The following is a 22,856-nucleotide window of genomic DNA, read 5'->3' as shown; positions in this document are numbered from 1 at the left end:
CGCCTACTTCGGCGGGATGCGCTGGGTCAACCAGGCCGTGACGTAGGTGAGAACCTCGGGTGCGACGCTGGTCTCGATGTCGACGTATTCCTTGGGATTGCCGGTCTGGGTGGGTTGCATCAGGTGGTTCAGACCGGGGAAGACATGGACCGTCGCGTCCGGGTCACCCGCGAGGTTCGCGCGCATCGGTCCTTCGCTCTGCGCGGGCGGCACCTGCAGATCCTTGCCGCCGTAGAACGCGAGCACCGGCATGCGCAGCGCTTGCAATGCCGGGGCCGGGTCGTAGGCGATCAGTGCGGCGAAGTACGTGGTCATGCTGGCGTCGATCTGCTCGTCGGTCGCCCGCTGGTCCGGCGGGGCTTCGGCGTTCTGCTTGCGCGCCAACGCCTTCGCGCCCGCGATGTCGCCCGCCTTCAGCAGCGCCGAGATCTCGGTGGTCTGGCGCACCGACTTGTCCAGCTCGTCGGCGGGCGTGTCGTTCGCCGCGCCGATCAGCTTGGTCTGCTCGATCAGCACATCCGCGCCGCTCACGGCGGGCCCGGCCATCGCGATGACGAAGGCGACGCCGCTGTCCGGGCGGGCGGCGACCAGCGGGGCGAGGTAGCCGCCCTCGCTGTGCCCGAACAGGCCGATCCGCGCCGGGTCGATGTCCGGACGGCCGCGCAGGAAGCCGACGCCGGCCGCGGCGTCACCGGCGAGATCGGTGTAGTTCGCGTCGTCCAGCTTGCCGCTCGTGCCGCCGACACCCCGATCATCGGTGCGCAGCACCGCGTAACCCGCCTTGGTCAGGCTGTCCGCGATCACCAGGAAGGGCTTGTGCCCGAACAGTTCTTCGTCGCGGTTCTGCGGGCCGCTGCCGGTGATCATGAGGACGGCGGGGAACTTACCGTTGCCTTCCGGCTTGGTCAGGGTGCCCGCGATGGTGATATCGCCGTTGCGGTAGGTGACGTCCTCGGACTTGTACGGGAACGGCGGCTGCGGGGTCTGCGGGCGGGCCAGCGGCGCGATCTTGCCCCGCTGCAACGACAGCTTGAAAGTCTGTCCGCCCTGGACGAAGTCGCCGTTGATCCGGTCGGCGCCCTTGTCGTAGATGCCTTGGAACTTCGGATCGCCGGGCACATCGGCGATCGCCCAGGACACCCCGTCGCGATCGGAGCGCACATCCTTCAACTCGACCGCCGACATGCCCTGCTTCGGAATATCGATGGTGGCCGTGCCCTTGTCGGTGAACGTCACCCCGACCTCGACCGGCTGCCCGGGTATCTCGATCGCCCCGTGCCACTCGCCCGTAGTCGGTTCCGGTGGATTCGAATCCGACCGCGAACACCCCGCGACCAACACGGCAATGACGAACAGAGCCAACGCGACAACTCGCCCGGTGCGCATGAGATCAACAGTACAGAGCGAAAATAGGAAGGTCCGCCGGAACGTTTGGGGATCCCCGCTGAGTCGACTGGACGAAACGCTCCGGGAGGGCCCGCAGGGCTTCTCAGCCGGCCGTCCTGCGGGCGCGGGGAGGAGCGGGGGTCGGCGAAGGCCATGCGCGAGCGAGGTCCAGCAGGTGGCGGAGTTCGGTGTCGAAGTCTTGGGCGGTCGGGAAGGGTTGCGGGACAGGGCCCGAGCCGGGCGGGGCGAGTCCGGCCCGACGGGCGTGCGCGGCCTGCTGGAGCCGGGCCGCGTAGTCGCGCAACTGCTGATCAGGTGTGTTTCGCCCGGGTGAGGCAGGATCGGTGGTGGCTAGGTAGGGGCCGAGATGCAAGAGGGCGTCACGGATCTCGACGGTCATGCGCAGCAGGCGCGCGGTGGAATCGCCGCCGGCGCTGAGCACGGGGTCCATGACGATCTCGGGAACCGCGGTGGTGACCGCACGCCACAGCGGCCGCAACCGGCGGCAGATACGACCGTCGCGATCCCAGCCCACCAGCCCGGGCAACCGGCCGAGGACCGGGACCACGAACAGGGTCGCGACGACGAGCGCGGTATCGAAGGTGAACAGGAACTCCACCCGCGCGATATGCGGATACGCCACCTCCCACCCGAATGCCCACCGCAGCCACGGGAGCTGCTGCTCGAACCAGAACGGCAGGCACGCGACGACGATCGAACAGCAGACCACCTGCACGAAGGTGCCGAGCGTGCCACGGCGCAGTTCCCGGACGGACAACCGGACCAGCACCACCGAGGCCGCCGCCTGCGGCAGGGCGAACGCGGTCCAGACGACGATGCCGCCCCAGTTGATCGTCTGATCGCTCAGCCTGCCCGCGTCCGCCGCCACCGGACCGGCGAGCACTATCACCACCGTCGACAGCACCGCGACGCAGTTGTAAACGCGCTGGCGCCAACGGGTCTGGGCCAGATCCGCCTCGGTCTCCCACAACCGGCTCAGTCCGTAGAGATACATGCCGGTCATGACGATGCAGCCCAGCGCGAGCTGATTGGGCAGACTGGCGATATCAGGCGTCGGTGTACACCGGTACAGCAGCAGACCGGCCAGCGTCCACCCGATCAACCAGTTGATCAGCCGGTCGCTCATCGTTTCCGTGGCGAAGATCAGCCTGGCCGCGCCGACGGCCGCGACATAGCCGATCACCCACCATGCGACGGACTCGGGCACCGGCGACCCCACCGACCGAACTCCTGACCTGCGCCGCGGAACCGAAAGAGCGAACGGCCGTTACTCGCCGCGGGCGTAGCGGACGGAGTCGGCGAGCGCGGTCGGATCGAAGGTGAGCGCGGGGTTTTCGTCGCGGAGTTCGCGGAATTCGAGCATCGCGTCCTCGACGGTGGTGCGCCGGGCCGAGGCGATGAGGGCGCGGCGGACGTAGGCGCCGAGCGGGAGGTCGGCGGCGTGGGCGCGGCGGCCGAAGGTGGCCAGTGTCGCGGCGGGCAGGTCGTAGGTGTCCACGAGCGCGACGGCGGCCGCGTCGAGCTCGGGCGTGAGGTCGCGGCCCTCGGATTCGAGGAATTCGACGACGGTGTCGTCGGAGCTGCGCCGGTCGGCCAGCGCGATCAGCTCCGCTCGCAGATAGGTGGTCAGCGGGAGGCCGGCGGCGTCGGCGCGGCGGCGCAGGACGGTCCGGGCGGCGTCGGGCAGGTCGGGCACAGCGAGGTCGGACATGCCAGCCAGGGTAACTCGGGTATCCGCGGTCAGGCGCCGATCCGCTGTGGCCCGGGGACACAGCGGATCGGCGGACGGGATCAGCCGAAGAACGCCTCGGCTTCCTGGTAGCGCTCGGACGGAACCCGCTTGAGCTGTTTGGTGGCCTCGGACAGCGGGACGAGTTCGATGGCGCTGCCGTGCAGGGCGACCATCTGACCGAACTGACCGGCGTGCACCGCCTCCGCGGCGTGCAGGCCGAAACGGGTGGCGAGGACGCGGTCGTAGGGCGTCGGGCTGCCGCCGCGCTGCACGTGACCGAGCACGGTGGTCCGGACCTCTTTGCCGATGCGACGTTCGATCTCCGCGCCGAGCTGCTGGGCGACACCGGTGAACCGTTCGTGCCCGAACTCGTCGATCCCGCCCGCGCGCAGCGTGAAGCCGGAATCCTCGGCGGGATGCGAACCTTCGGCGACGACGCAGATGAAATGCTTGTCGCCGCGCTGGAAACGGCGCTTGATCATGGTGCACACCTGGTCCACATCGAACGGCACCTCGGGCACCAGCGTCAGGTGCGCGCCGGCCGCCATGCCCGCGTTCACCGCGATCCAGCCCGCGTGCCGGCCCATCACCTCGACCAGCATCACCCGCTGATGCGATTCCGCGGTGGTGTGCAGCCGGTCGATCGCCTCGCTGGCGATGCTCAGCGCGGTGTCGTGGCCGAAAGTCACGTCGGTGCAATCGATGTCGTTGTCGATGGTCTTGGGCACGCCGACCACCGGCACGCCTTCGTCGGACAGCCAGCTGGCCGCGGTGAGCGTGCCCTCGCCGCCGATCGGGATCAACGCGTCGATGCCGTTGTCGTCGAGGGTGCGCTTGATCCGGCCGAGGCCGGCCCGCAGCACGTCGGGATTGGTGCGAGCGGTGCCGAGGATGGTGCCGCCCTTGGCGAGTAACCGGTCGGTGCGATCGTCGTTGTGGATCTGAATCTTGCGATCCTCCAATAGACCACGCCAACCGTCCTCGAAGCCGACGATCGCGTCGCCGTAGCGGCCGTTCGCGGTGCGAACGACAGCACGGATGACCGCGTTCAGTCCAGGGCAGTCGCCGCCTCCGGTCAAAACTCCGATGCGCATGGCCGCTATCTTGCCCGGCTCGGCCACGCACGGCAGGTCGACCCCCATAAACCCTGCGTAACAGCGTGCGCGCACCCGGCCTGACAGCGGCTGCACGCTTTCAATAGATGTAGACGATCGCGTTCGCCCCGCCGATACAGGTGACCAGACCGTCGCGCGTGACGCACTCCATCGTGTAGTCCTGCTGGGTGGCGGGACTGAACGCGGCGACCGGACGGGTGCCGTCGGTGTCCGGGCCGGTGCCGTACGCCTTGCGCACCTCCTCCGCGAATTCGCACGTGGTGGCCGAGGTGCCGATGGCGGAGTAGGTGAAGCGACCAATGGGTGGATACTTCGTCGCACACCCCTTGGCATTGGCGGGCACCGGCGCGAGGGTCGGGGTGAGCGGGTCCGGCCTGAACCGATCCCGCAGCAACCAGCCGCCGACACCGACCAGCGCGAGCGCGACGATCACGAAAGCGGCGATCAATCTCGGTTTGCCCGAACGCGATCGACGCTCAGGGTTGGCCGGGGTCTCCGGCTCTTTGGTCGAATCATCTTGTCGCTGTTCGATATTCGGCTCGATATCGGCGCGGTAGACTCGACTGCTGCCGCCGCCGGGGGCCCGCTGAATCCCCGTGCCCTGGCGCGGCTCGCCGCGGCCGGAGTCGGTGCGCTGCGACTCCCGCGACGGACCGGTGCGACTGGGCGGATCGGTATGGCTGGGCGGGTCGTTGCGCTGCGCGCGGGGTGGACCGATGAAGTTCCGTCCCGGGTCGGTCCGTCGCGGTCCGGTGTCCACCGGGGCGCGCCCACCCGGCGGGCGCGCGATCGCGTCTGTCGGCAGGGCGCTCGGATTCGGCTCATCCGGGGAGACCGCCGGGAACACCACCGTCGGCGGCGCTTTGGGCGACACCAGGTTCATCCGGTCGGTGGGCAGCTGCGAGATCGCGACCACAGCGCGGCCGGTGAGCGCCGATTTCGCGGCCGAGGCCAAGCCGCCCGCGGTCGAGTAGCGGTCGGTGGGTTTCTTCGCCATGCCACGCACGACCACCTCGTCCAGCGCGGCGGGCACGCCCGCGCGCACCAGACTCGGTCGCGGCGGCGGCGCCGAAAGATGGGACCGGATCAGCACACTCATCGCATCGGCCTGGAAAGGCTGTGTGCCGGTGAGGCATTCGTAGAGGACGCAGGCCAGCGAGTAGACGTCGGCGGTCCCGGTGACCGGCCCGTTCTCGAAACGTTCCGGCGCGATGTAGCTGTACGAACCGATCGCGGCGGCGCCGGTGCCGGTCATGTCGGGGTCCTGCGCGGACCTGGCGATGCCGAAGTCGGCGAGGTAGGCGAACTCCGAGGCGGTGACCAGAATGTTGGCGGGTTTGACGTCGCGGTGCACCAGCCCCTCGGCGTGCGCGGCATCCAGTGCCGACGCGATCTGCTCGAGGATGCCGATCGCGCGGGCCGGCGACAGCGGCCCCTCGCCGCGCAGCACCGAACGCAGGTCGTGCCCGCGCACCAGGCGCATGTCGATATAGAGCACGCCGTCGATCTCGCCCCAGTCGTGGATCGGGATGACGTGCGGTTCGGCCAGCCGCGCGGCCGCCTGCGATTCCCGCCGGAACCGCTGCTGGAAGACGGGATCCTTAGCGAGGTCGGTCGGCAGCAGTTTGACCGCGACCACCCGGTCCTTCACCGTGTCGTAGGCCTCGTACACCTCGCCCATGCCGCCGCGGCCCAGCAGGGAACGCAACTGGTAAGGACCGAAAACCGTGCCGATCCGCGTCCGCGGTCCGTCCACCCCGTACCTCCACTCACGCGCGCGACCCGGCGCACCACAACCGTAGGCCCTGCCGGGCCCGCATCCGATACGTCGGGATTTTCGGGTGTCGTCGTTACCCGGTCAAGTGCGCCGGATCAGGCCGGACACGTGCCGCCGGACAGCTCGTCGATGTGCTGGGAAATGAGCGTGGCCAGCTTGTCCAGGATCGTCATACCGTCGGAGAACGCGCCCGAATCCGCCTGCGCCGCGAACGCGACGGCGATCTGCCCGGACGGCGCCGAGATCACCCCGAACTGCCGGACCAGATACGCGCCCTTCGGGTCCGGGCCCCAACCACCCTTGAACTCCGCGCCGGAGAAGGCGCCGAGTCCCCAGCGCTGACTCGGCTGCACCTGCTCCATCAGGTCGATGACGTTCGCGGTCGCGGGCAGGCAGGGCAGCCGGGAGGCGAAGCGAACCTGTTCGTTGAGCGACCAATCCGCCTGGCCGAACGCCGAATGCTCGGGCCGGGACCGGGTAGCGGGCACGGTGGTCTTGCTGTCCCCGCCCTCCCGCAACACCGACTGCACGGCCTGCGCCGCGTCCTGACCGCTGCCGAGCGACTGCCAGAGCGTGTCCGCGGCGGCGTTGTCGGAGGCCGTGATCGCGGCCGAGGCGGCGTAATTGGAACTGCTGGCATCGCGGCGGAGCGCGGCGATCGTCAACGGCACCTTCATGGTCGACCAGGCGGGCCCGGTGCTCCAGTCGCCGAAGCTGACCACCTGGTCGCCGCCCACCGGCATGATCGCCATGCCCAGATGGCCGCGGACCCCGGCCTGCAACTCGGCGACCCCGGCCGCCAGCGTGCCGGGCACGGTGATCGACAGACCCTTTTGATCCGCGTGCGAGGCAGCCTCGGTGATGCTGGTCTGCTCGGCGGCCGACTGCTCGGAACCGGTGCCGCAGCCCGACAACAAGAGCATGGCTGATACCGCGCCGCCCAACGCTTTTCGCATTCGAGCCGCACGGAAACGATCAATATACATACACCACCGCGTTTTCACCGCCGCTGCACGTGACCAGCTGGCCCTCACTGCGGCAACTCATCGTGTAGGCCCGGCCGGTGACCGGGCTGGTCGCCACGACTGTGCGCGGCGCATCGCGCGAACCGCCTTGCGCGGTATTCATCTCGGCGTAGGCCCGCCGGACTTCCTCGGCGAACTGGCAACTCGTCACGGCAGAACCGGTGGCCGACTGGGCGAACGCGCCCTGCACCGGTGTGCCCTGGTTGCACGGCTTCGCACCGGTGGGCAGCGTGACCGCGCCCGGCTTCGTCGGCGTGGTCGTGACCGGCGGCGTGGACGAGGTCGCCGGCGCCGGGGCCGCCGCACTCGTCGACGGTCCAGGGGCGGCCGCCTGCTGATCGGACGTCGTCTTCGGCTGCACGGTGCCCGAGCCGAACACCTGCCAGCCCACCACACCGCCGACCGAGATCACCACGATGGTGGCCACCGCGATCAGGATGGGCAGCACGATGGAGCGGCCCTTCGCGGGCGGGGCGTACTGGTCGTCGTCGTACTCGTCGTAGTCGTCGGCGTAGCCCGGATCGCCGTAATCCCGCTGACTCGCGTAGTTGCTCTGCGGCGGGTAGTCGGCGCGCGCATGACTGCCCGGCCCGGAATACGCTGCGGGACCACCGTATTCATCCGGAGTCGCATACGGGTCCGCGGCGGAGTAGGCAGCGGGGGGCGAATAAGCCTGGGTCGGTGCGTGATCGGGCGGGTAGTCCTCGGCCTGGTCCGGCGCGGGATAGGCGGGTGCGTCCGGGAACTTGCGCGTCTCGTAGGACGGGGCGTCCGAATACGCCTGTCCGCCCACGAACGGCTCGTCGGCGGAGTACGCCTGTGCACCCGGATGCTCCGAATACGCCTGCGGTCCGGGCTGACCGGTGCCCCCCAGCGGACCGTACCCCTGCGCATAACCCCGCGAACCGGCCTGATCCGAGTAGGCCTGGTGCTCGGCATACCCCGCCGAGTCGGACCGATCCGCGAACCCCGGTGCGCCGGACGGTCCCGAATAGCCCTGCGCGGCAGGATCCTCGGCGAAGCCCGGTCCACCGGACCGTTCCGGGTAGCGCTGCGCGGCAGTGTCTTCCGCGAAGCCCGGTGCGCCGGGCCGTTCTGGATAGTCCGGCGCGGCAGAATCTTCGACGAACCTCGCGGGATGCGCCGGATATTCCGGGCTGCCGGGCTGCGTGGAGAAACTGGTCGGGCCTGATTCTCCCGAGTGTCCCGACGCGTTCGACGGCGCCGGATATCCCTGCGCGCCGGAAGGGGCCGGGTAGCCGGGCTGCGCTGAGAATCCTTGGGGATCGGGCTGTTCCGGGTAGCGAGAAGTATCGGGTTGATTCGGGTATTCCGGCGGGCCCGGCTGTGCGACGAACCCTTGCGGGGCCGAATAGCCCTGCGCGGCACCCTGGTCGGTGTACAGGTGTGCGTCCGGGAACGGGCGCATCGGCGGAAGCGCCTGGTCCGGTGTCCAGCGCGGGGGCGGGCCGAGCGGCGCCACCGGCTCCTGCTCCGTCAGCGTGGTGAACTGGATTTCGGTCGGCCGCACCACCGTCGGCGCGCTCGGCAGGATCACCGCCGAGATCTCCCCGGTCGACTCCGGCGGCACCGCGCCGCGATTCTGCGCGGGCGCGCGGACGACGAGCATCGGCCCGGTCGGCGGCGCGGTGGTGAGCGCGGCGCGCGCGGCCGCGGCCATCTCGGACGCGCTCGGCCAGCGATCGGCCGGATCCTTGGCCATGCCGCGGCTGATCACCGCGTCGAACCCGGCCGGAATGCCGGCCTGCTGCGCGCTCGCGCGCGGCGGCGAGTCGGCGAGGTGCGAGCGGATGAGCACGTTCATGCTGGCGGCGGGGAACGGGCTGGCGCCGGTCAGGCATTCGTGCAGCACGCAGGCCAGCGAATAGATGTCGGCGCGGCCGGTGATCTCGGCGACGTCGAACCGTTCCGGCGCCATGTAGATGTAGGAGCCGACCGCCATGCCGACGACCGTGACGGCGCTGTCTCCCTGCGTATGCGCGATGCCGAAATCGGCGAGGTAGGCGTGATCGGCCTCGGTGACCAAGATGTTCGCGGGTTTCACGTCGCGATGCACCAGGCCGCCCGCGTGCGCGGCGTCCAGCGCCGACGCGATCTGCTCGATGATGCCCACCGCGCGCACCGGGGTCAGCGGTCCCTCGCTGCGTAACAGCGTGCGTAGGTCGACGCCCGGTATCAGCTGCATGTCGATGAACAGCACACCGTCGATCACGCCCCAGTCGTGGATCGGGATGATGTGCGGTTCGGCCACCCGCGCGGCCGCCTGCGATTCGCGCCGGAAGCGCACCTGGTACACGGGGTCACCGGCGAGTTCCTCGTGCAGCAGCTTGACCGCCACCACCCGGTCCTTCACCGTGTCGTAGGCCTGGTAGACCTCGCCCATGCCCCCCTTGCCCAGCAGCGATCGCAATTCGTACGGCCCGAACCGTGTGCCGGTTCTCGGTCCAGGTGACTCCACCCCGTCAATCCTCCACATCCCGGGCCAGGAGTGCACGTTTATGATCTCGTGACCTTGCCCGTCAAAGAGTGGATTCTCCGGGTGTCACCACCCCGTGGTCAAACGCAAAGACGATCGCCGCGGCCCGATCGCGCAGCTCCAGCTTGCCGAATATGTGCCCGACATGGCTTTTCACCGTCACTTCCGAGATGCCGAGTTCGCGGGCGATTTCGGCGTTCACCCGGCCGCGGCCGATCAGCTCGAGCACTTCGTACTCGCGCGCGGTCAGCTCGGCGAGCCGGGCACCGGACCGCGTCGGGCTCGGCCGGATCCGGCGATAGGTCGAGAGCACCCGCTCGGTGACCGACGGATCGAGCCAGGCGCCGCCGCCCGCGACGGTCCGCACCGCGCGGATCAGATCCTCAGCGGGCGAATCCTTGAGGATGAAGCCCGCCGCACCCGCGCGCAGCGCACCCGAGAGCAGCTGATCGTCGTCGAAGGTGGTCAGCACCAACACCGGCGGCGCTCCGTCACGGGCCCGCAGGATGCGGGTGGCGTCGATGCCGCCGACCCGCTTCATGCGCAGGTCCATCAGCACCACGTCGGGCCGTTCGGCGGCGACCGCGGCAAGCACCTCGTCGCCGTCGGCGCATTCACTGACCACGAACCCGTCGCGCCTGCGCAGGATCCGGCGCAGGCCGCCGCGGACCAGTTCCTGGTCGTCGACCACCAGAACGGTCACCGCGTCCTCGGCGCCCGCGGGCGATGCCGCTGTCACATACCCTCCTGGGTTCGGCGGGAGATCGGCTCCCACACCGTGCAGAACATGCCGCCGCGGGTGGGCGCGAGCGGGATGGCGGCCCGCACCGACCACCCGCCCGCGCACGGACCCGCGATCAGCTCGCCGCCGAGCAGTTCGGCCCGCTGCCGCATCCCGGACAGGCCCATACCGGTGCCGAGCTGTGCGGGCAGCCCGACCGGCAAGCTGTTGTCGACCGTCAGCGCGACCGCCGTGCCGTCGACCGTCACCCGCACGGTCGCCGTACTGCCCGGCGCGTGCTTGACGACATTGGCCAGCGATTCCTGGCCGATGCGATAGAGCGCGAGACCGACCGCGGGCGAGACCTCACGCAGATCGTCGGTGCACCGGTACCCCGCGTCCAGGCCCGCTCGCGCGAAATCGCCGACCAGCGCCTCGATGTCCTGCACGGTCGGTTCGGGCACCAGCTTCGACGGTCGCGCGTCGAGCAGTCCGACCGTGCGCCGGATATCGGCCATGGCCTGACGGCCGAGCTGCTCCGCCTCGGCGAGCGCCTCCACCGCCTCATCGACATCGCGGTCGGTGCGCAGCGCGTGCCGGGCCGCGGTGATGTGCAGCAGGGTGATGCTCAGCGAGTGCGCGATCACGTCGTGCACCTCGCGGGCGATCCGGCGGCGTTCTTCGTCGGCGGCCTGGGCCGCGCGAATGTCCTGATACCCGCGCTCCTGATAGAGCGAGCGACGTTGATATTGCAGCATCAGCCCGGCCATCCAGCCGAACGCGACGGCGACCACGTAGGTCGGCAAGCCCTGTGCCATGTCCCGATACAGGTCGAACACGACCAGCTCGAGCATCATCGCGAGAGTGATCGGGACGCTGACCCATTTCGGCGCGATCGCCGCCACCTCACCCGCCGCGGCCACCAGCACGAACGGCGCGAGATCCGGCGAGACCGGCTGCAGCAGGAACAGCGCCTCGGCGACCATGGCGAACAGGCCGAGTGTCAGCGGCCGCGGCATCACCCCGAGAAAGGCATACATCGGGCCGAACGCGGCGGTCAGCAGCACCGCGATGATCGGCAGGACGGTCGGGAAGTAGCCGTGCCGCTGGATCGCCGCCGCCACGGCGACGATGAACAGCGACAGATCCACGGCGACGATGACCGAGGGCGGGTAGTCGAACGGCAGTTCCTCGACCCGGCGCTGGAACGAAGTGACGGGTTCCCGGACGAATTCGGCGATCCGCGCCCTGGACTGCCGCCAGCCCAGCGCCACCCGGCGCCGCGCGCGGGTCGCCCGCCCCGGCTCACCGGCCGGCGCGGCGACGCCGATCACACCCATGCGGTAAGGCTAACCGCCCGATACCGGGCGATACATCGTTCCCCGAGTGGTCCGTTTCTCCTACCGTGGTCGGAGATCGATTCGGGTCCCTGGCACGAAGACAGCCTCGCGTGCGCTCCGTAGCGTGGAACGCGTCGTCGCACGGAAGGCGAGGCTCATGTCCTGGGAAGATCAGCACACCCGTACCGAAATCGTGCATCTCGTCCTGGCCCGTGCCGCGGTGGACCCGGCCGATCCGCACCTGTTCGCCGGCATCCCCGGCCTGCGCAGGCTCTTCGGTGACGCGGACGGCCTCCTGCTCGCGCTGCGTTATCGGTGGAACAACCATCTCGACGCGAAGCTGGATCAGGCATTGACGCGCGGGCAGTCCGCGATCGACGCTTACCTCGAGCTGGCCGCCGAGCAGCCGGTGCTGCGCGCGGTCCTGGACGCCCAGTACCGCCGGCGCAGGCAGACATCGGAAGCCATGGCTCGCTAGCACGACGAGAGACGAACAATTGGTGACCGATCGACCACAGCGGGGGGCGGCGATGCCGACAGCGGCCATGCTCGAATTATCCGGCGTCACCAAGGAATACCGGGTGGGCGGGCAATCGGTCCGGGCGCTGGACGGAATCGACCTGCGCATCGAGACCGGCGAATTCACCTCGATCATCGGACCCTCCGGTTCCGGCAAGAGCACACTGCTGCACCTGCTCGGCGCGCTGGACACCCCGGACACCGGCTCGATCCGGTTCCAGGGCAACGAGATCGGCGCGCTGGACGACGAGCGCCAGTCCGAGTTCCGCCGCCATCGGGTCGGTTTCGTCTTCCAGTTCTTCAACCTGCTGCCCACGATGTCGGCCTGGGAGAACGTCGCGATACCGAAGCTGCTGGACGGCACCGGCTTACGCAAGGCCAAGCCGCGGGCGCTGGAGTTGCTCGACCGGGTCGGCCTGCGCGACCGGGCCGAACATCGTCCGGCCGAGCTGTCCGGCGGTCAGATGCAGCGGGTCGCCGTGGCCCGGGCGCTGATCATGGATCCGCCGCTGATCCTGGCCGACGAACCGACCGGCAACCTCGACTCCAAGACCGGGACCGCGATCCTCGAATTGCTCGGTGAGCTGGCCGGTTCCGGCAATTCGGTGGTCATGGTGACCCATGACATGGGCGCAGTGGCGTACTGCGATCGGGTGGTCATCCTGCGCGACGGCCGGATCGGCTCGAACGAACCCGCGCAGCGATCGGCCATCGCGTGATCGGCGCCGCCTGGGATCGCTTGCGGCTGTTCAATATCGGTGAACTCCTCGCCCACCGCGGGCGGACCTTGATGTCAATGGTGGTACTGGGGGTCTCGGCGGGGCTGCTGGTCGCGGTACTGAGCATCGCCGGTTCGGTCACCGGGTCGGTGCAGCGGCTCACCGAAAGCCTCGGTGGCCGGGCCGCGCTCGAGGTCACCGGTGTCACCGACGCGGGCTTCGATCAGCAACTGCTGCAACGGATCGCGAACACGCCCGGTGTGGACAAGGCGGTGCCGATGCTGCGGGCGCAGATCGGCGCGGGCGCGGACCGCGCCCTGCTGATCGGCGCCGATCAGAACATCACCGCGTTGGGCAGCGCACTGGCCGGGCCGCTGGCCGCGCAGACGGGCAAACTGCTCTCGGTGCCCAACGGCGTCCTGGTCGGTGCGGCGATGGGGCACGAAGAGGGCGAACAGTTCACGCTGGGTTCGGCCACCGTCACCGTCGCCGGCGTGCTCGATCAGCAGACCTCCGAGCGGCTCAACGGTGGTCATCTGGTCGCCGCGCCGCTCGGGCTCGCGCAGCGGCTGACCGAACGGCAAGGTCGGCTCGACTCGATCCAGATCATCCCCGCGCCGGGCGCCTCGGTGGCCACGCTGCGCACCGAACTCACCGCGGCGGTCGACGGTCGCGCGGTGGTCGCCGAGCCGAGCCTGCGCACCGCGCAGGCGGGCGGCGCGATCCAGCTCGTGCGCTACTCCACCACGATGGCTTCGGCTGCGGCGCTGATCGTTTCGGCGTTCCTCATCTACAACGCGATGAGCATGGCGATCGCGCAGCGCAGGCCGATGCTCTCGCTGCTGCGCGCCCTCGGCGGCAAGCGCGGGCCGCTGGTGCGGGATCTGCTGGCCGAGGCAGCTCTGCTCGGGCTGTGCGGCGGCGCGGTCGGCGCGGTGATCGGTATCTTCATGGGCCGCATCGCGATCGGGCAACTCCCCGCCGCGGTGATGTCGTCGGTGGAGGCGCGCACCGAGTACCTGGTGCCCGGTTACGCCGTGCCGTTCGCGATCGCGGCATGCGTCCTCGCCAGCGTGCTCGCGGCGGGCATCGCCGCGCGGCAGGTGTACAAGGTGGAGCCGATCGAAGCGCTGGTTCCGGTCGGCGTCGGCCGGGCCGATACCGCGAGCGCCGCGTTGCGTTGGGCCGCAGTGGTACTCGGGCTCGCGCTGGCGGTCTGCTCGGTGGCGGTCGCGGAAATCGACCTGGGCCGTTACTCACTCGGCGCCGTCTCGACCGCGATCATCGCGGCCGTCGTGCTCTGCTTCGCCGCGATCGGCCCGATCGTCCGGTGCGCCGCGGCGGCCGCGCGCATGTTCGGCGCGGCCGGCGCCCTCGGCGCGACCACGCTGGAACGCGCACCGCGGCGGATCTGGGCGACCGTGATGACCGTCCTGATCGGTGTGGCCGCCACGGTGTCGATGGGTGGCGCGACGACCAACATGGTGGACTCCGCGACCACGACGTTCCAGGATCTGGCCGAGAACGACGTCTACGTCAGTCCCGCGTCCATGGCCCAGTTCCCCACCGGCCCTTTGCTGCCCGCCGGGCTGAAGGATCGGATCGCGGCGGTCCCGGGCGTCCGGTCGGTGAGCCCGGCGCAGATGGCGTTCGCCACCCTCGGCGCCGGACGGGTGATGCTGCAGGGCTTTCCGGCCGAGGCGCGCGAGACCCGAATGCACATGCTGGACGCGGCCGCGGCCGCCCGCCTGTCCGCCGGGGAGGGGGTCGCGATCTCCCGGGACGTCGCCCGGGATCTCGGTGTGGGCGTCGGGTCCCAGCTGACGCTGCCGACCCCGACCGGCACGCACACCGTGACCGTCCTGCAAGTGATTCCGTACTTCTCGGCGATCGCGGGCGTGGTCATGATGGACCTCGACCTGCTGCGCCGGTGGTACGAGCGGCCCGGCGAGACGATCGTGTCCGCGAACATCGCGCCCGGCGCGGATCGCGCGGCCGTGCTGGCGGCGATCCGGCAGGTGGTCCCGCCGCAGATCCACGTGGACACCGGGCCGAATACCGTTGTCGCCGCGGCCTCCAGCATCCGGCAGGGTTCGGCGATGAGCAACGCGATCCTGTGGATCGTGGTCCTCGTGGCCACGGTGGCGCTGCTGAACACCTTGATGCTGTCCGTGCTCGAGCGCCGCAGAGAGTTGGGCGTACTGCGGGCGATGGGCACGAATCGCGGCTTCCTGATGCGCTCGGTGCTCGCCGAGGCCGCCGGGATCGGCTTGGTCGGCGCCGCACTCGGTCTCGTCGTCGGCCTGGCCGTGCAGTACCTGGCCACCGTCGCCATCGCCCATGCACTGACCATCGATGTCACCTACCAGCCGCGACCGATCCTGCTGGCCTACGGCGCGGCCGCACTCGTACTGGCCATGCTCGGGTCGATCCCGCCCGCCTTGCGCGCGGCCCGGCTGCCGATCGTGGCCGCGCTGGCGGTCGACTGAATCCTGCTGCTACAGCGGCAGACTGGTGAACCAGGCCTTGAACTTCTGCTGGGTCAGACCGAATCCGGAATCCGGCAGGCTGTCGGTGATCGACACCTGCGCGAAGAACAGATAATTGGCCCGAGCCGGATCGTTCTCGAAGCTCACCACGAGGTACCCGTCCGGCAGACCGCTGTCCTTCTTCTGCCACCGATAGGTCGTGTACTGCTTGCCGTTGGCGGACTCGCTGGCCTTGGTGTTCGACGGCAGCGCCCGGGCCGCGGCGTTCGCGTCCTCGGCGCTCTTGAACGCGATCGCGGTGAAATCGGGCTGATCAATCGGCACGCCCCAGCAGTTCCAGGCCGTCTCCCAGTTCGCGAAGTCGGGCACGCCGTCCTCGCTGGACACCTTCTTACCCGCTTTGCCGGTGCCCAGGAAGCAGGTCTTGTCCTGGTAGCCCTTGCCACTGCCGACCCCGTATTGGGTGTCGACACCCTGCGGCAGGATCTTCGGGAAAGCCTTGGCCAAGGCATCGGCGTCGGTCGAGGCGACGGCAGCGGGCGGCTGGCCCGGATCGCTCGGCGACGACGAATCCGACGAACTCACCTGCGCGATCACCACCCCGGCGACGACCAGCACGACGATTCCGATCAGCGCGATCACCACGATGAGGCCCGTGTTCGAGCGACGTTGCGGCGGCATCGGATAGCCGGCGGCGGGTGCGTAAGCCATCGGCGGCGGCCCCGGTGGCGGGAACGACTGCCCGGCACCGGAATTCGGCGGGCTGTACCCGCCGCCAGCCGGAAAAGACGGTCCGGCACCGGCATCCTGATAACCGCCGGAGTATTGCTGACCGGCGCCGGACGCGGCGTCCTGGTATCCGCCGGACGGGTACGGCGTACCGGTGCTGGGCGGCGCGTCCGCATAGCCGGCGGCGGAGAACTGCTGTCCCGCAGCCGAACTCGGTCCGTACTGCTTCCACTCGACCGAGCCGGCCGCTGCGGCCTGCGGCACATAGGTCGGCGGGGCCGCCTGATAAGCGCCCTGGCTCGGCGGGGCCGCTTGATACGCGCTCTGGCTCGGCGGGGGCTGGGCGATCACAGTCGGCGCCGGGGTGTACGGCAGCGGCGGAACCTGGCCGCTGAGCGCCTGTCTCGCGGCCGCGGCGAAATCGGCGCAGGAGGCGAATCGGTGATCGGGTCGCTTCGCCATCGCCACCGCGATCACCGTGTCCAGCGCCGGGGACAGACCGGCCCGGCGGGCCGCGGCCGACGGCGGCGGCAGTTGCAGATGGCCGCGGATGATGTCGGCGGGCGCGGGCGCGTCGAACGGCGCGATCCCGGTCAGCAGCCAGAACAGTGCGCAGGCCAGCGAGTATTGGTCGGAGCGGTGATCGAGGTGCGCGCCGGTCATCTGTTCCGGCGAGGCATAGGCCAGCGTCGCGGTGAACATGCCGGTCTGGGTCAAGTGGGTGGAATCCTCACGCAGCCGGGCGATGCCGAAGTCGGTGAGGAACACCCGCTCGCGGTTCCCGCCGCCGGAGCGCGCCAGCATGATGTTCGCGGGCTTCACGTCGCGGTGCAGCACGCCCATGCCGTGCGCGTAATCCAGTGCGTCGGCGACACCTTCGATGATCTGCACCGCCCGCTCCGGCGGCAGGTTCTGCGGGTTGACCGTGGCGGCGTCGACACCGTCGACGTACTGCATGGAGATCCACAGCTGATCGTCCTCGGTACCGCGGTCGTAGACCTGGACGATGTTCGGATGATCGAGCTGCGCGGCCAGGTCGGCCTCGCGCTCGAACCGGGCGCGCACCTCGACGTCGGTGAACAGCTCGCGGTTGAGGAGTTTCAGCGCGGTCTGCCGGGGCAGCCTGGGATGTCGGGCCAGATAGACCGATCCCATACCGCCTTGCCCGAGCATTTTCTCGACGGTGAACCCGGCGAACACCTCCCCGCTGGTCAGCAATACGGTCCCTTCCGATTTTCACCGCGGCTTAACGATGCCGCGTCCCTGCGCTCCCTCAGATCCTGGAGCATAGCGGGTAACGCCGTGGCCACGCGGTTTCGAATTCTTCGCGACGATCGGCAAAACTATGGTGGGGCGTTCATGATGGCCTCACGCCCGGTCATCGACCGGGGCCGACCGATGAGCTAAATTTTGCACCGCCGACGAACAGCGATCACGCAAGGGTGGTGGGGAGGACGCGTGGTGAAGTCGACGGGAACAGGTCGCGGGTATCGCGTCGCCTTGCGCGCGACCGCTTTGCTCACGCTGCTCGTGGTGACCTCGTGCGCACTGCTGCCCGGTGAGCGGGACCGCGACGAGCCCCCCGCCGTCGTCGTCGACACCGCCGGATCGTTCCGGCCCGGCCTCTCGGTGTCCATCCCCGATTCGCTGGCGGCCGATTTCACCCAGCTGCAACCGAACCTGGGCGGCCAGGTCGGCTTGGCGATCATGCCGGTCGGCGGCGGCCGGATGACCATCTTCGGCGACTGGGTCAGCGGTATCGCCTGGTCGACCATCAAGGTGCCGCTGGCCATCGCGGCGCTGCGGCACGACCCGGACGAGAGCGTTTTCGAGAACGCCGAAGCCGCGATCACCGTCTCCGACAACGGCGCCGCCGAAGCACTGTGGGAATCGCTGGGCGACGGACTGGAGGCGGCGCAGGCGGTACAGGACGTGATCGACGAGGCGGGCGACTCCACCACCGGCCTCGCCGGACCGCGAACCAGGTTGGACTACACCGCTTTCGGACAGACCGAATGGACGCTGGCCAACCAGGTGCGCTTCGCGTCCCGGCTGCCGTGCCTGCCCGAGACCTTCCAGGTGCCCGAGCTCATGGCCGAGATCACGCCCGACCAGTCCTGGGGGCTGGGCAATCTCGAAGGCGCCGCGTTCAAGGGCGGCTGGGGGCCCGACGACGAGACCGGCATCTACACGGTCCGCCAGTTCGGCGTGGTGCCGACGCAGAACGGGATGGTGGCCGTCGCCCTTGCGGCGCAAGCGGATTCGGGGACCTATGAGGATTCGACCGCCATCTTGAGCAGGCTGGCGGTATTGCTCGGCAGGCACCTGGCCGAACTGCGCGGCGGCACCTGCGCGCACTGAGCGGCGCCGGTCAGCCCGGAACGACCAGACCGGATTCGTAGGCGAGCACGACGGCCTGCGCCCGATCGCGCAGGTTCAGCTTCGAGAAGACCTTGGAGACATGGGTTTTCACGGTCTGCTCGGCGACGAACAAGGTTTCCGCGATCTCGGTGTTGGACATGCCCTTCGCGATCAGCTCCAGCACCTCCCGCTCGCGCGGGGTCAGAGTGGCCAGCGCGGGCGCGGGTTTGGCGCGCGCGGCCGAGCGGCGGCTGGTGACATCGGCGATAAGCCTGCGGGTGACCGTGGGCGCGAGCAGCGCTTGACCGTCGGCGACCACCCGGACGGCGCGCACGAGTTCCTCCGCGGGCGCGTCCTTGAGCAGGAAGCCGCTCGCGCCGATGCTCAGCGCCTCGTACACGTAGTCGTCGATATCGAAGGTGGTGAGCATCAGCACCCGCACCGGCGGATCGAACCCGGCGGCGAGGATCGCGCGGGCCGCGTCGAGACCGTTCATCTCCGGCATCCGGACGTCCATCAGCACCACATCCGGGCGCAGCCGCTTGGCCTCGGCCACCGCGATCTTGCCGTCCGGGGCATCGCCCACCACGCTGATGTCGGTCTGGGCGGCGAGCAGGGCGCCGAAGCCCTGCCGCACCATCGCCTGGTCGTCGGCGATCAACACGGTTATTGCCACCGCACCACCCTATGCGGCCCCGGCCCCGACCAGCGAGACGGCTCAGTTACCGGCTTGACCGAGCAGCGTCGAATCCAGCGAGGCGGCCGGATGCAGCGGCAGCCGGGCGTGCACCGTGAACCCGCCGTCCGCGCTCGGCTCCGCGGTGACCTCGCCACCGACCGCCAGGGCACGGGCCTGCATGCCCGCGATGCCGTGCCCGCCGTTGCCGATCGGCTTGCCGGCCGAGGCGCTGGGCCCGTTGTGCACGAGGAGTTCCAGCACCGGACCGTCGACCCGTAGCCGCACCTGGATCGCCGCCTCCGGCGCGTGCCGCGAAGCATTCGACAGCGACTCCTGCGCGATCCGGTACAGCGCGAGACCCGGCGCATCGGGGACGGACTCGAGCGCTCCGTCGATCGTCCACGCGATCCGCACGCCCGCACGCAACGCGCCCTCGAACAAGCCCGGTACATCCGCCGCCTTGGGCTGCGGCGTGTGCTCCGGGGCCTGGCCGTCGCTGCGCAGCACGCCGAGCATGCCGCGGATCTCGTTGAGCGCCTCGCGCGCGGTCGCGCCGATGGACTCGAATTCGGCTCGGGCGGCAGGGGTTACGCCCTCCACCCGGTAGGGCGCGGTCTGTGCCTGCACCACCACCAGGGACATGTGGTGGGCCACCACGTCGTGCAGATCGCGGGCGATGCGCGCCTTCTCCTCGAGGATGGCGCGGCGCGCACGCTCGACCTCGTTCTCCTCTTCCTGGCGCACCAACTGCTTGCGCGAGGCCACCAGCCACCGGACCAGCAGCCCGAACAGCACCACCGCGCCGAGCGCGATCGGCCAGCCCCACACCGAGCTGCCCAGCTCGCCGCTCTGATTCGACATCGTCGTGCCGAGCAGCAGCGAGGTCGCGACCCACGCGACACCGATGATCGGCGGCGTCGCGCGCACCGCCACCGCGAGCAGCAGGATGAACAAACTCAGGATGTGCACGACCTGCATCGGCAGCTCGTTGTGCGGCTGATGCGGAATCGCCAGCGCGATGATCATCCCCGAGCCCGCCGAGATCGCCCAGCCCAGTGGCGGGTTGATCCGCACGAGCAGCACGGGGAACGCGGCCAGTGCCGCGATGAACGGCTGCACCGGGGGTGCGACGCTGTGCGTGAGATGCAGCGTCGGCCACGCCACCGCGTAGAAGATGACGGCGACGAGAACGGTCAGCGTGTCGAACCACATCTGCCCCGACATCCGCCTCATCCGGGCACGACTCTTCTGCATCATGTCTACGACAGTAGAAACCGGGTCGTGCTGACACGTCATACCGTCGGGTGATTTCGCACCCCGTACCACGGTGCGAGACATCTGCCCTGCTCACCCAGGGGCCGCACGCCGGAAACCGGTCCTCGGCGTGAGGTCGGCGAGGGGCGCGCGTTCCTAGCGTCTAGTCCATGAGCACACCGACCCCCGCAGGGCCCGCAACGGCGCGGCCCGCGCAGGCCGCAAGCCGCACCGCCCGGCGGGCCGCCGCCGTCACCGCCGCCGCGCTGACCACGATGGCGGCCACCGTGTTCCTCGCGCCCGCCCCGCACGCCGCGGCGGCCTCGTCGGGGCCCGCCGAGAGCGCGATGGCACGAATCGCGGTCGCGGAGTTGACCTCCGGTGGTCCAGGCTCGCTCACCGCGATTCCGGACGACTTCGCCGCCCGCTTCGGCTATCGGCCGAGCACACTCGACGGACTGGTGGTGAACCCGCAGGGCGACTGCTCGTCGCCGGTGACGCTGCCCGCCGAATTCGATACCGCCTGCAAAGCCCACGACCTCGGCTACGACCTGCTGCGCTACGCCGAGGAGCACGGCGAGCCGCTCGGCCCCTGGGCGAGGCAGGCGCTCGACGCCACCCTGGATCGGCACATGCACGAGGCGTGCGGGGCCCGCGCCGACACGTTCTCCCGGGCGCGCTGCGAAACCATGGCGACGATCGCCGCCACCTTCGTCGACCTCAACTCGCGCCGCCAGGACTACGGCGCCCCCGTCGCCGAATCCCTCCTCGGCGCCGCCGACCCCGGCTCCACCACCAGCTGGCAGCTCCTCGGCATCCTCGGCGCCGGCGTCGCCGGGCTCGCCGCCGCCCTCACGCTCCGCACCCGCACCAATCCCACTGCCGCACAGGGGGTCCAAGGATGACGAGCACACTCCCACCCCGCACCGGAGCCGCATCCCCACGCCCGGTAGAACAAGGCGCACACCGGCCGCGCACCACCCCGCCGACCGCCGCGGCACGCGAACCCGTCACCACGACCACGGCAGACGTCACCACCACGGGTTATGAGTCCGGGGGTGGGCGGATCGCACTGGGGCGCAATCGGTTGTGGCGATACGTGATTCGTGCCGTACCGGGTGTTGTCGGGCGGATGGTGCGGCCGCGGGTCGGGACCACTCTCGGGGTGGGGGCCGGGATGCTGGTGTCGCTGGGGCCCGGGTTGTTGCCGCGCACCGCCGGGGCACAGGCGATTCTTACCGCGTTGCTGGTGGTGATCGGCTTGGGGGTCGCGGGGATTGTTCGATTCGCGGGGCGGCGCCGGGGGTTCGATGTCAATCGGCGGCTGGCCGGGGCGCGAGCGCCGTTGCTCGCGGGGATGGCTCTGCTCGTGGCGGCGACGGGGGCGCATGCGTGGCATTGGCAGAACCAGTTGCGCAGCGCGATGGACGCTGCGCCGATCGGGGCTTGGTATTGGGTGCGGTGGTTGATCGAAGCCGCGCTGATCGTCGGCGTGGTCGTCGGCGGGGCGCGGGCGGTGAGCTGGGCCCTGGGCAAACTCGGTTGGGCGCGCAGTGTTGCGCTGGCCGCGGTGGTCGGGGCGCTGCTGTATTTCGTGGCGGCGCCGACGGTGGTCGGGTGGCGGCAGTCGGCGTATGCGAGCGCCAACGCGATGGTGGATCCGGCGCTGGTGCAGCCGGTTTCGAGCACCAGGTCGGGCAGCGCCGGGTCGGCGGTGAGCTGGTCCTCGCTCGGGGCCGAGGGGCGCAAGTTCGTGAGTGGCTCGCCCGCCGGACCAATTCGGGTCTACGTCGGGGTGGAGTCCGCGCCGAGCTTGGCATCGCGTGTCGCGCTGGCGGTTCGCGAACTGGAGCGCTCGGGGGCGTTCGACCGGTCCCATCTCGTGCTGATGGTGCCGACGGGTTCGGGCTGGATCGACAAGAACGCCGTGCGCGGTTTCGAGGAGCGCTTCGGCAGCGATGTCGCATTGGTCGGCCTGCAGTACTCGTTCGCGCCGAGCTGGGTCACCTTCGTATTCGGCCGTGATCAGGCGGTCACCGCCGCCCGCGCGTTGTTCACCGCCGTCGAGGACCGCATCCGCACCCTGGACCACAAGCCACGGCTCTACCTCTACGGTCAGAGCCTCGGCGCGTTCGGCGGCAGTTCGGTTTTCGCCGACGACGCCGACCAGGATCGCCGGACCTGCGCCGCGCTCTGGGCCGGACCACCCGCCGGACAGGTGCACCGGGCCGGCGCAACCGTGCTGGCGAACAGCTCCGACCCGGTGGTCCACTGGTCCCCCGCCCTGCTCTGGCGCGCACCCGACCTCACCGGCACCCGCCTGGACGCACCCCTGCCGCACTGGCTGCCGGCGGTCAGCTTCATCCAGACCACCGCCGACCTCCTGGCCGCACTGAACGCACCCGCCGGACACGGCCACCGCTACGGCACCGACCAGGGCACGGCGATGGGCACCTGCTGATCCGAAACCCGAACCGATGTAGAACGTGTTC

At 69.9% G+C, this 22,856-nt stretch carries 18 protein-coding genes; 6 read left to right on the top strand and 12 right to left on the bottom strand.

Annotated elements, in window-relative coordinates; genetic code table 11:
- Positions 1-3: 3 nt before the first annotated feature.
- The 9 genes from NBRGI_RS19810 to NBRGI_RS19770 all read right to left on the bottom strand — a co-directional run bounded on the left by NBRGI_RS19810 (position 4) and on the right by NBRGI_RS19770 (position 11,614).
- A complete protein-coding gene (locus tag NBRGI_RS19810; RefSeq protein WP_029898444.1) occupies positions 4-1,386 on the bottom strand; it encodes an alpha/beta hydrolase family protein in 1,383 nt (460 codons plus the stop codon).
- A 103-nt stretch (positions 1,387-1,489) separates the two neighbouring features.
- Positions 1,490-2,626, bottom strand: coding sequence for an MAB_1171c family putative transporter (locus NBRGI_RS19805; RefSeq protein ID WP_148310882.1), 1,137 nt, complete (start codon positions 2,624-2,626; stop codon positions 1,490-1,492).
- A gap of 48 nt (positions 2,627-2,674) precedes the next feature.
- The gene (locus NBRGI_RS19800; protein ID WP_029898440.1) at positions 2,675-3,118 is read right to left on the bottom strand and encodes a hypothetical protein; all 444 of its coding nucleotides are present in this window, start codon (positions 3,116-3,118) and stop codon (positions 2,675-2,677) included.
- 80 nt (positions 3,119-3,198) lie between these two features.
- The gene (locus tag NBRGI_RS19795) at positions 3,199-4,233 is read right to left on the bottom strand and encodes an ATP-dependent 6-phosphofructokinase (RefSeq protein WP_029898438.1); all 1,035 of its coding nucleotides are present in this window, start codon (positions 4,231-4,233) and stop codon (positions 3,199-3,201) included.
- Between the two features lie 100 nt (positions 4,234-4,333).
- Complete coding sequence (locus tag NBRGI_RS19790; protein ID WP_029898436.1) at positions 4,334-6,010, bottom strand: serine/threonine-protein kinase; 1,677 nt, start codon at positions 6,008-6,010, stop codon at positions 4,334-4,336.
- A gap of 116 nt (positions 6,011-6,126) precedes the next feature.
- Entirely contained in the window at positions 6,127-6,954 is an 828-nt protein-coding gene (locus NBRGI_RS19785; RefSeq protein WP_081878157.1) for a hypothetical protein, read from the bottom strand.
- Between the two features lie 52 nt (positions 6,955-7,006).
- Positions 7,007-9,535: a serine/threonine-protein kinase gene (locus NBRGI_RS49940; RefSeq protein ID WP_370627800.1), complete on the bottom strand. Its 2,529-nt coding sequence runs from the start codon at positions 9,533-9,535 to the stop codon at positions 7,007-7,009.
- Positions 9,536-9,596: 61 nt separating this feature from the next.
- Positions 9,597-10,292, bottom strand: coding sequence for a response regulator (locus tag NBRGI_RS19775; protein WP_029898430.1), 696 nt, complete (start codon positions 10,290-10,292; stop codon positions 9,597-9,599).
- Positions 10,289-11,614: a sensor histidine kinase gene (locus tag NBRGI_RS19770; protein WP_029898428.1), complete on the bottom strand. Its 1,326-nt coding sequence runs from the start codon at positions 11,612-11,614 to the stop codon at positions 10,289-10,291. Before NBRGI_RS19770 ends, NBRGI_RS19775 begins: the two co-directional genes overlap by 4 nt.
- A gap of 157 nt (positions 11,615-11,771) precedes the next feature.
- On the opposite strand from NBRGI_RS19770, the gene NBRGI_RS19765 reads away from it, so the two are divergent.
- The 3 genes from NBRGI_RS19765 to NBRGI_RS19755 are packed head-to-tail and all read left to right on the top strand — an operon-like array spanning position 11,772 to position 15,341.
- Positions 11,772-12,092, top strand: coding sequence for a hypothetical protein (locus tag NBRGI_RS19765; RefSeq protein WP_029898425.1), 321 nt, complete (start codon positions 11,772-11,774; stop codon positions 12,090-12,092).
- Positions 12,093-12,144: 52 nt separating this feature from the next.
- Positions 12,145-12,852 carry an ABC transporter ATP-binding protein gene (locus tag NBRGI_RS19760; RefSeq protein WP_029898423.1) on the top strand — a complete coding sequence of 236 codons (708 nt, stop codon included), beginning with the start codon at positions 12,145-12,147 and terminating at the stop codon, positions 12,850-12,852.
- Entirely contained in the window at positions 12,849-15,341 is a 2,493-nt protein-coding gene (locus NBRGI_RS19755; RefSeq protein ID WP_029898421.1) for an FtsX-like permease family protein, read from the top strand. Before NBRGI_RS19760 ends, NBRGI_RS19755 begins: the two co-directional genes overlap by 4 nt.
- Before the next feature lie 9 nt (positions 15,342-15,350).
- Here the strand turns inward: NBRGI_RS19755 and NBRGI_RS44005 are convergent, their stop codons facing one another.
- A complete protein-coding gene (locus tag NBRGI_RS44005) occupies positions 15,351-17,288 on the bottom strand; it encodes a serine/threonine-protein kinase (protein ID WP_036559905.1) in 1,938 nt (645 codons plus the stop codon).
- A gap of 240 nt (positions 17,289-17,528) precedes the next feature.
- Here NBRGI_RS44005 and NBRGI_RS19745 point away from each other — a divergent pair, with 240 nt between their 5' ends.
- The gene (locus tag NBRGI_RS19745; RefSeq protein ID WP_029898417.1) at positions 17,529-18,431 is read left to right on the top strand and encodes a hypothetical protein; all 903 of its coding nucleotides are present in this window, start codon (positions 17,529-17,531) and stop codon (positions 18,429-18,431) included.
- A gap of 10 nt (positions 18,432-18,441) precedes the next feature.
- On the opposite strand, the gene NBRGI_RS19740 is transcribed toward NBRGI_RS19745, so the two are convergent.
- Positions 18,442-19,107: a response regulator gene (locus NBRGI_RS19740; protein ID WP_014987204.1), complete on the bottom strand. Its 666-nt coding sequence runs from the start codon at positions 19,105-19,107 to the stop codon at positions 18,442-18,444.
- A 42-nt stretch (positions 19,108-19,149) separates the two neighbouring features.
- Entirely contained in the window at positions 19,150-20,367 is a 1,218-nt protein-coding gene (locus NBRGI_RS19735) for a sensor histidine kinase (RefSeq protein ID WP_370627797.1), read from the bottom strand.
- A 167-nt stretch (positions 20,368-20,534) separates the two neighbouring features.
- Between NBRGI_RS19735 and NBRGI_RS19730 the strand changes: the two genes are divergently transcribed.
- Both NBRGI_RS19730 and NBRGI_RS19725 read left to right on the top strand, forming a co-directional pair.
- The gene (locus tag NBRGI_RS19730; RefSeq protein ID WP_029898413.1) at positions 20,535-21,269 is read left to right on the top strand and encodes a hypothetical protein; all 735 of its coding nucleotides are present in this window, start codon (positions 20,535-20,537) and stop codon (positions 21,267-21,269) included.
- On the top strand, positions 21,266-22,825 hold the full coding sequence (locus tag NBRGI_RS19725) for an alpha/beta-hydrolase family protein (protein ID WP_235211020.1): 1,560 nt from the start codon (positions 21,266-21,268) through the stop codon (positions 22,823-22,825). Before NBRGI_RS19730 ends, NBRGI_RS19725 begins: the two co-directional genes overlap by 4 nt.
- Positions 22,826-22,856: the final 31 nt, after the last annotated feature.

The organism is Nocardia brasiliensis IFM 10847, assembly GCF_000710915.1.
Lineage (GTDB): Bacteria > Actinomycetota > Actinomycetes > Mycobacteriales > Mycobacteriaceae > Nocardia > Nocardia brasiliensis_A.
The sequence above is the reverse complement of the archived record's forward strand: the minus strand, read 5'-3'. Positions and strand labels throughout refer to the sequence as shown.

Excerpts from the sequence above, each read along its gene's own strand:
- NBRGI_RS19800 (WP_029898440.1), bottom strand. The coding sequence starts at position 3,118 with ATGTCCGACCTCGCTGTGCCCGACCTGCCCGACGCCGCCCGGACCGTC.
- NBRGI_RS19795 (WP_029898438.1), bottom strand. The coding sequence starts at position 4,233 with ATGCGCATCGGAGTTTTGACCGGAGGCGGCGACTGCCCTGGACTGAAC.
- NBRGI_RS19810 (WP_029898444.1), bottom strand. The coding sequence starts at position 1,386 with ATGCGCACCGGGCGAGTTGTCGCGTTGGCTCTGTTCGTCATTGCCGTG.
- NBRGI_RS19770 (WP_029898428.1), bottom strand. The coding sequence starts at position 11,614 with ATGGGTGTGATCGGCGTCGCCGCGCCGGCCGGTGAGCCGGGGCGGGCG.
- NBRGI_RS19765 (WP_029898425.1), top strand. The coding sequence starts at position 11,772 with ATGTCCTGGGAAGATCAGCACACCCGTACCGAAATCGTGCATCTCGTC.
- NBRGI_RS19735 (WP_370627797.1), bottom strand. The coding sequence starts at position 20,367 with ATGATGCAGAAGAGTCGTGCCCGGATGAGGCGGATGTCGGGGCAGATG.
- NBRGI_RS19785 (WP_081878157.1), bottom strand. The coding sequence starts at position 6,954 with ATGCTCTTGTTGTCGGGCTGCGGCACCGGTTCCGAGCAGTCGGCCGCC.
- NBRGI_RS19760 (WP_029898423.1), top strand. The coding sequence starts at position 12,145 with ATGCCGACAGCGGCCATGCTCGAATTATCCGGCGTCACCAAGGAATAC.
- NBRGI_RS19725 (WP_235211020.1), top strand. The coding sequence starts at position 21,266 with ATGACGAGCACACTCCCACCCCGCACCGGAGCCGCATCCCCACGCCCG.
- NBRGI_RS19730 (WP_029898413.1), top strand. The coding sequence starts at position 20,535 with ATGAGCACACCGACCCCCGCAGGGCCCGCAACGGCGCGGCCCGCGCAG.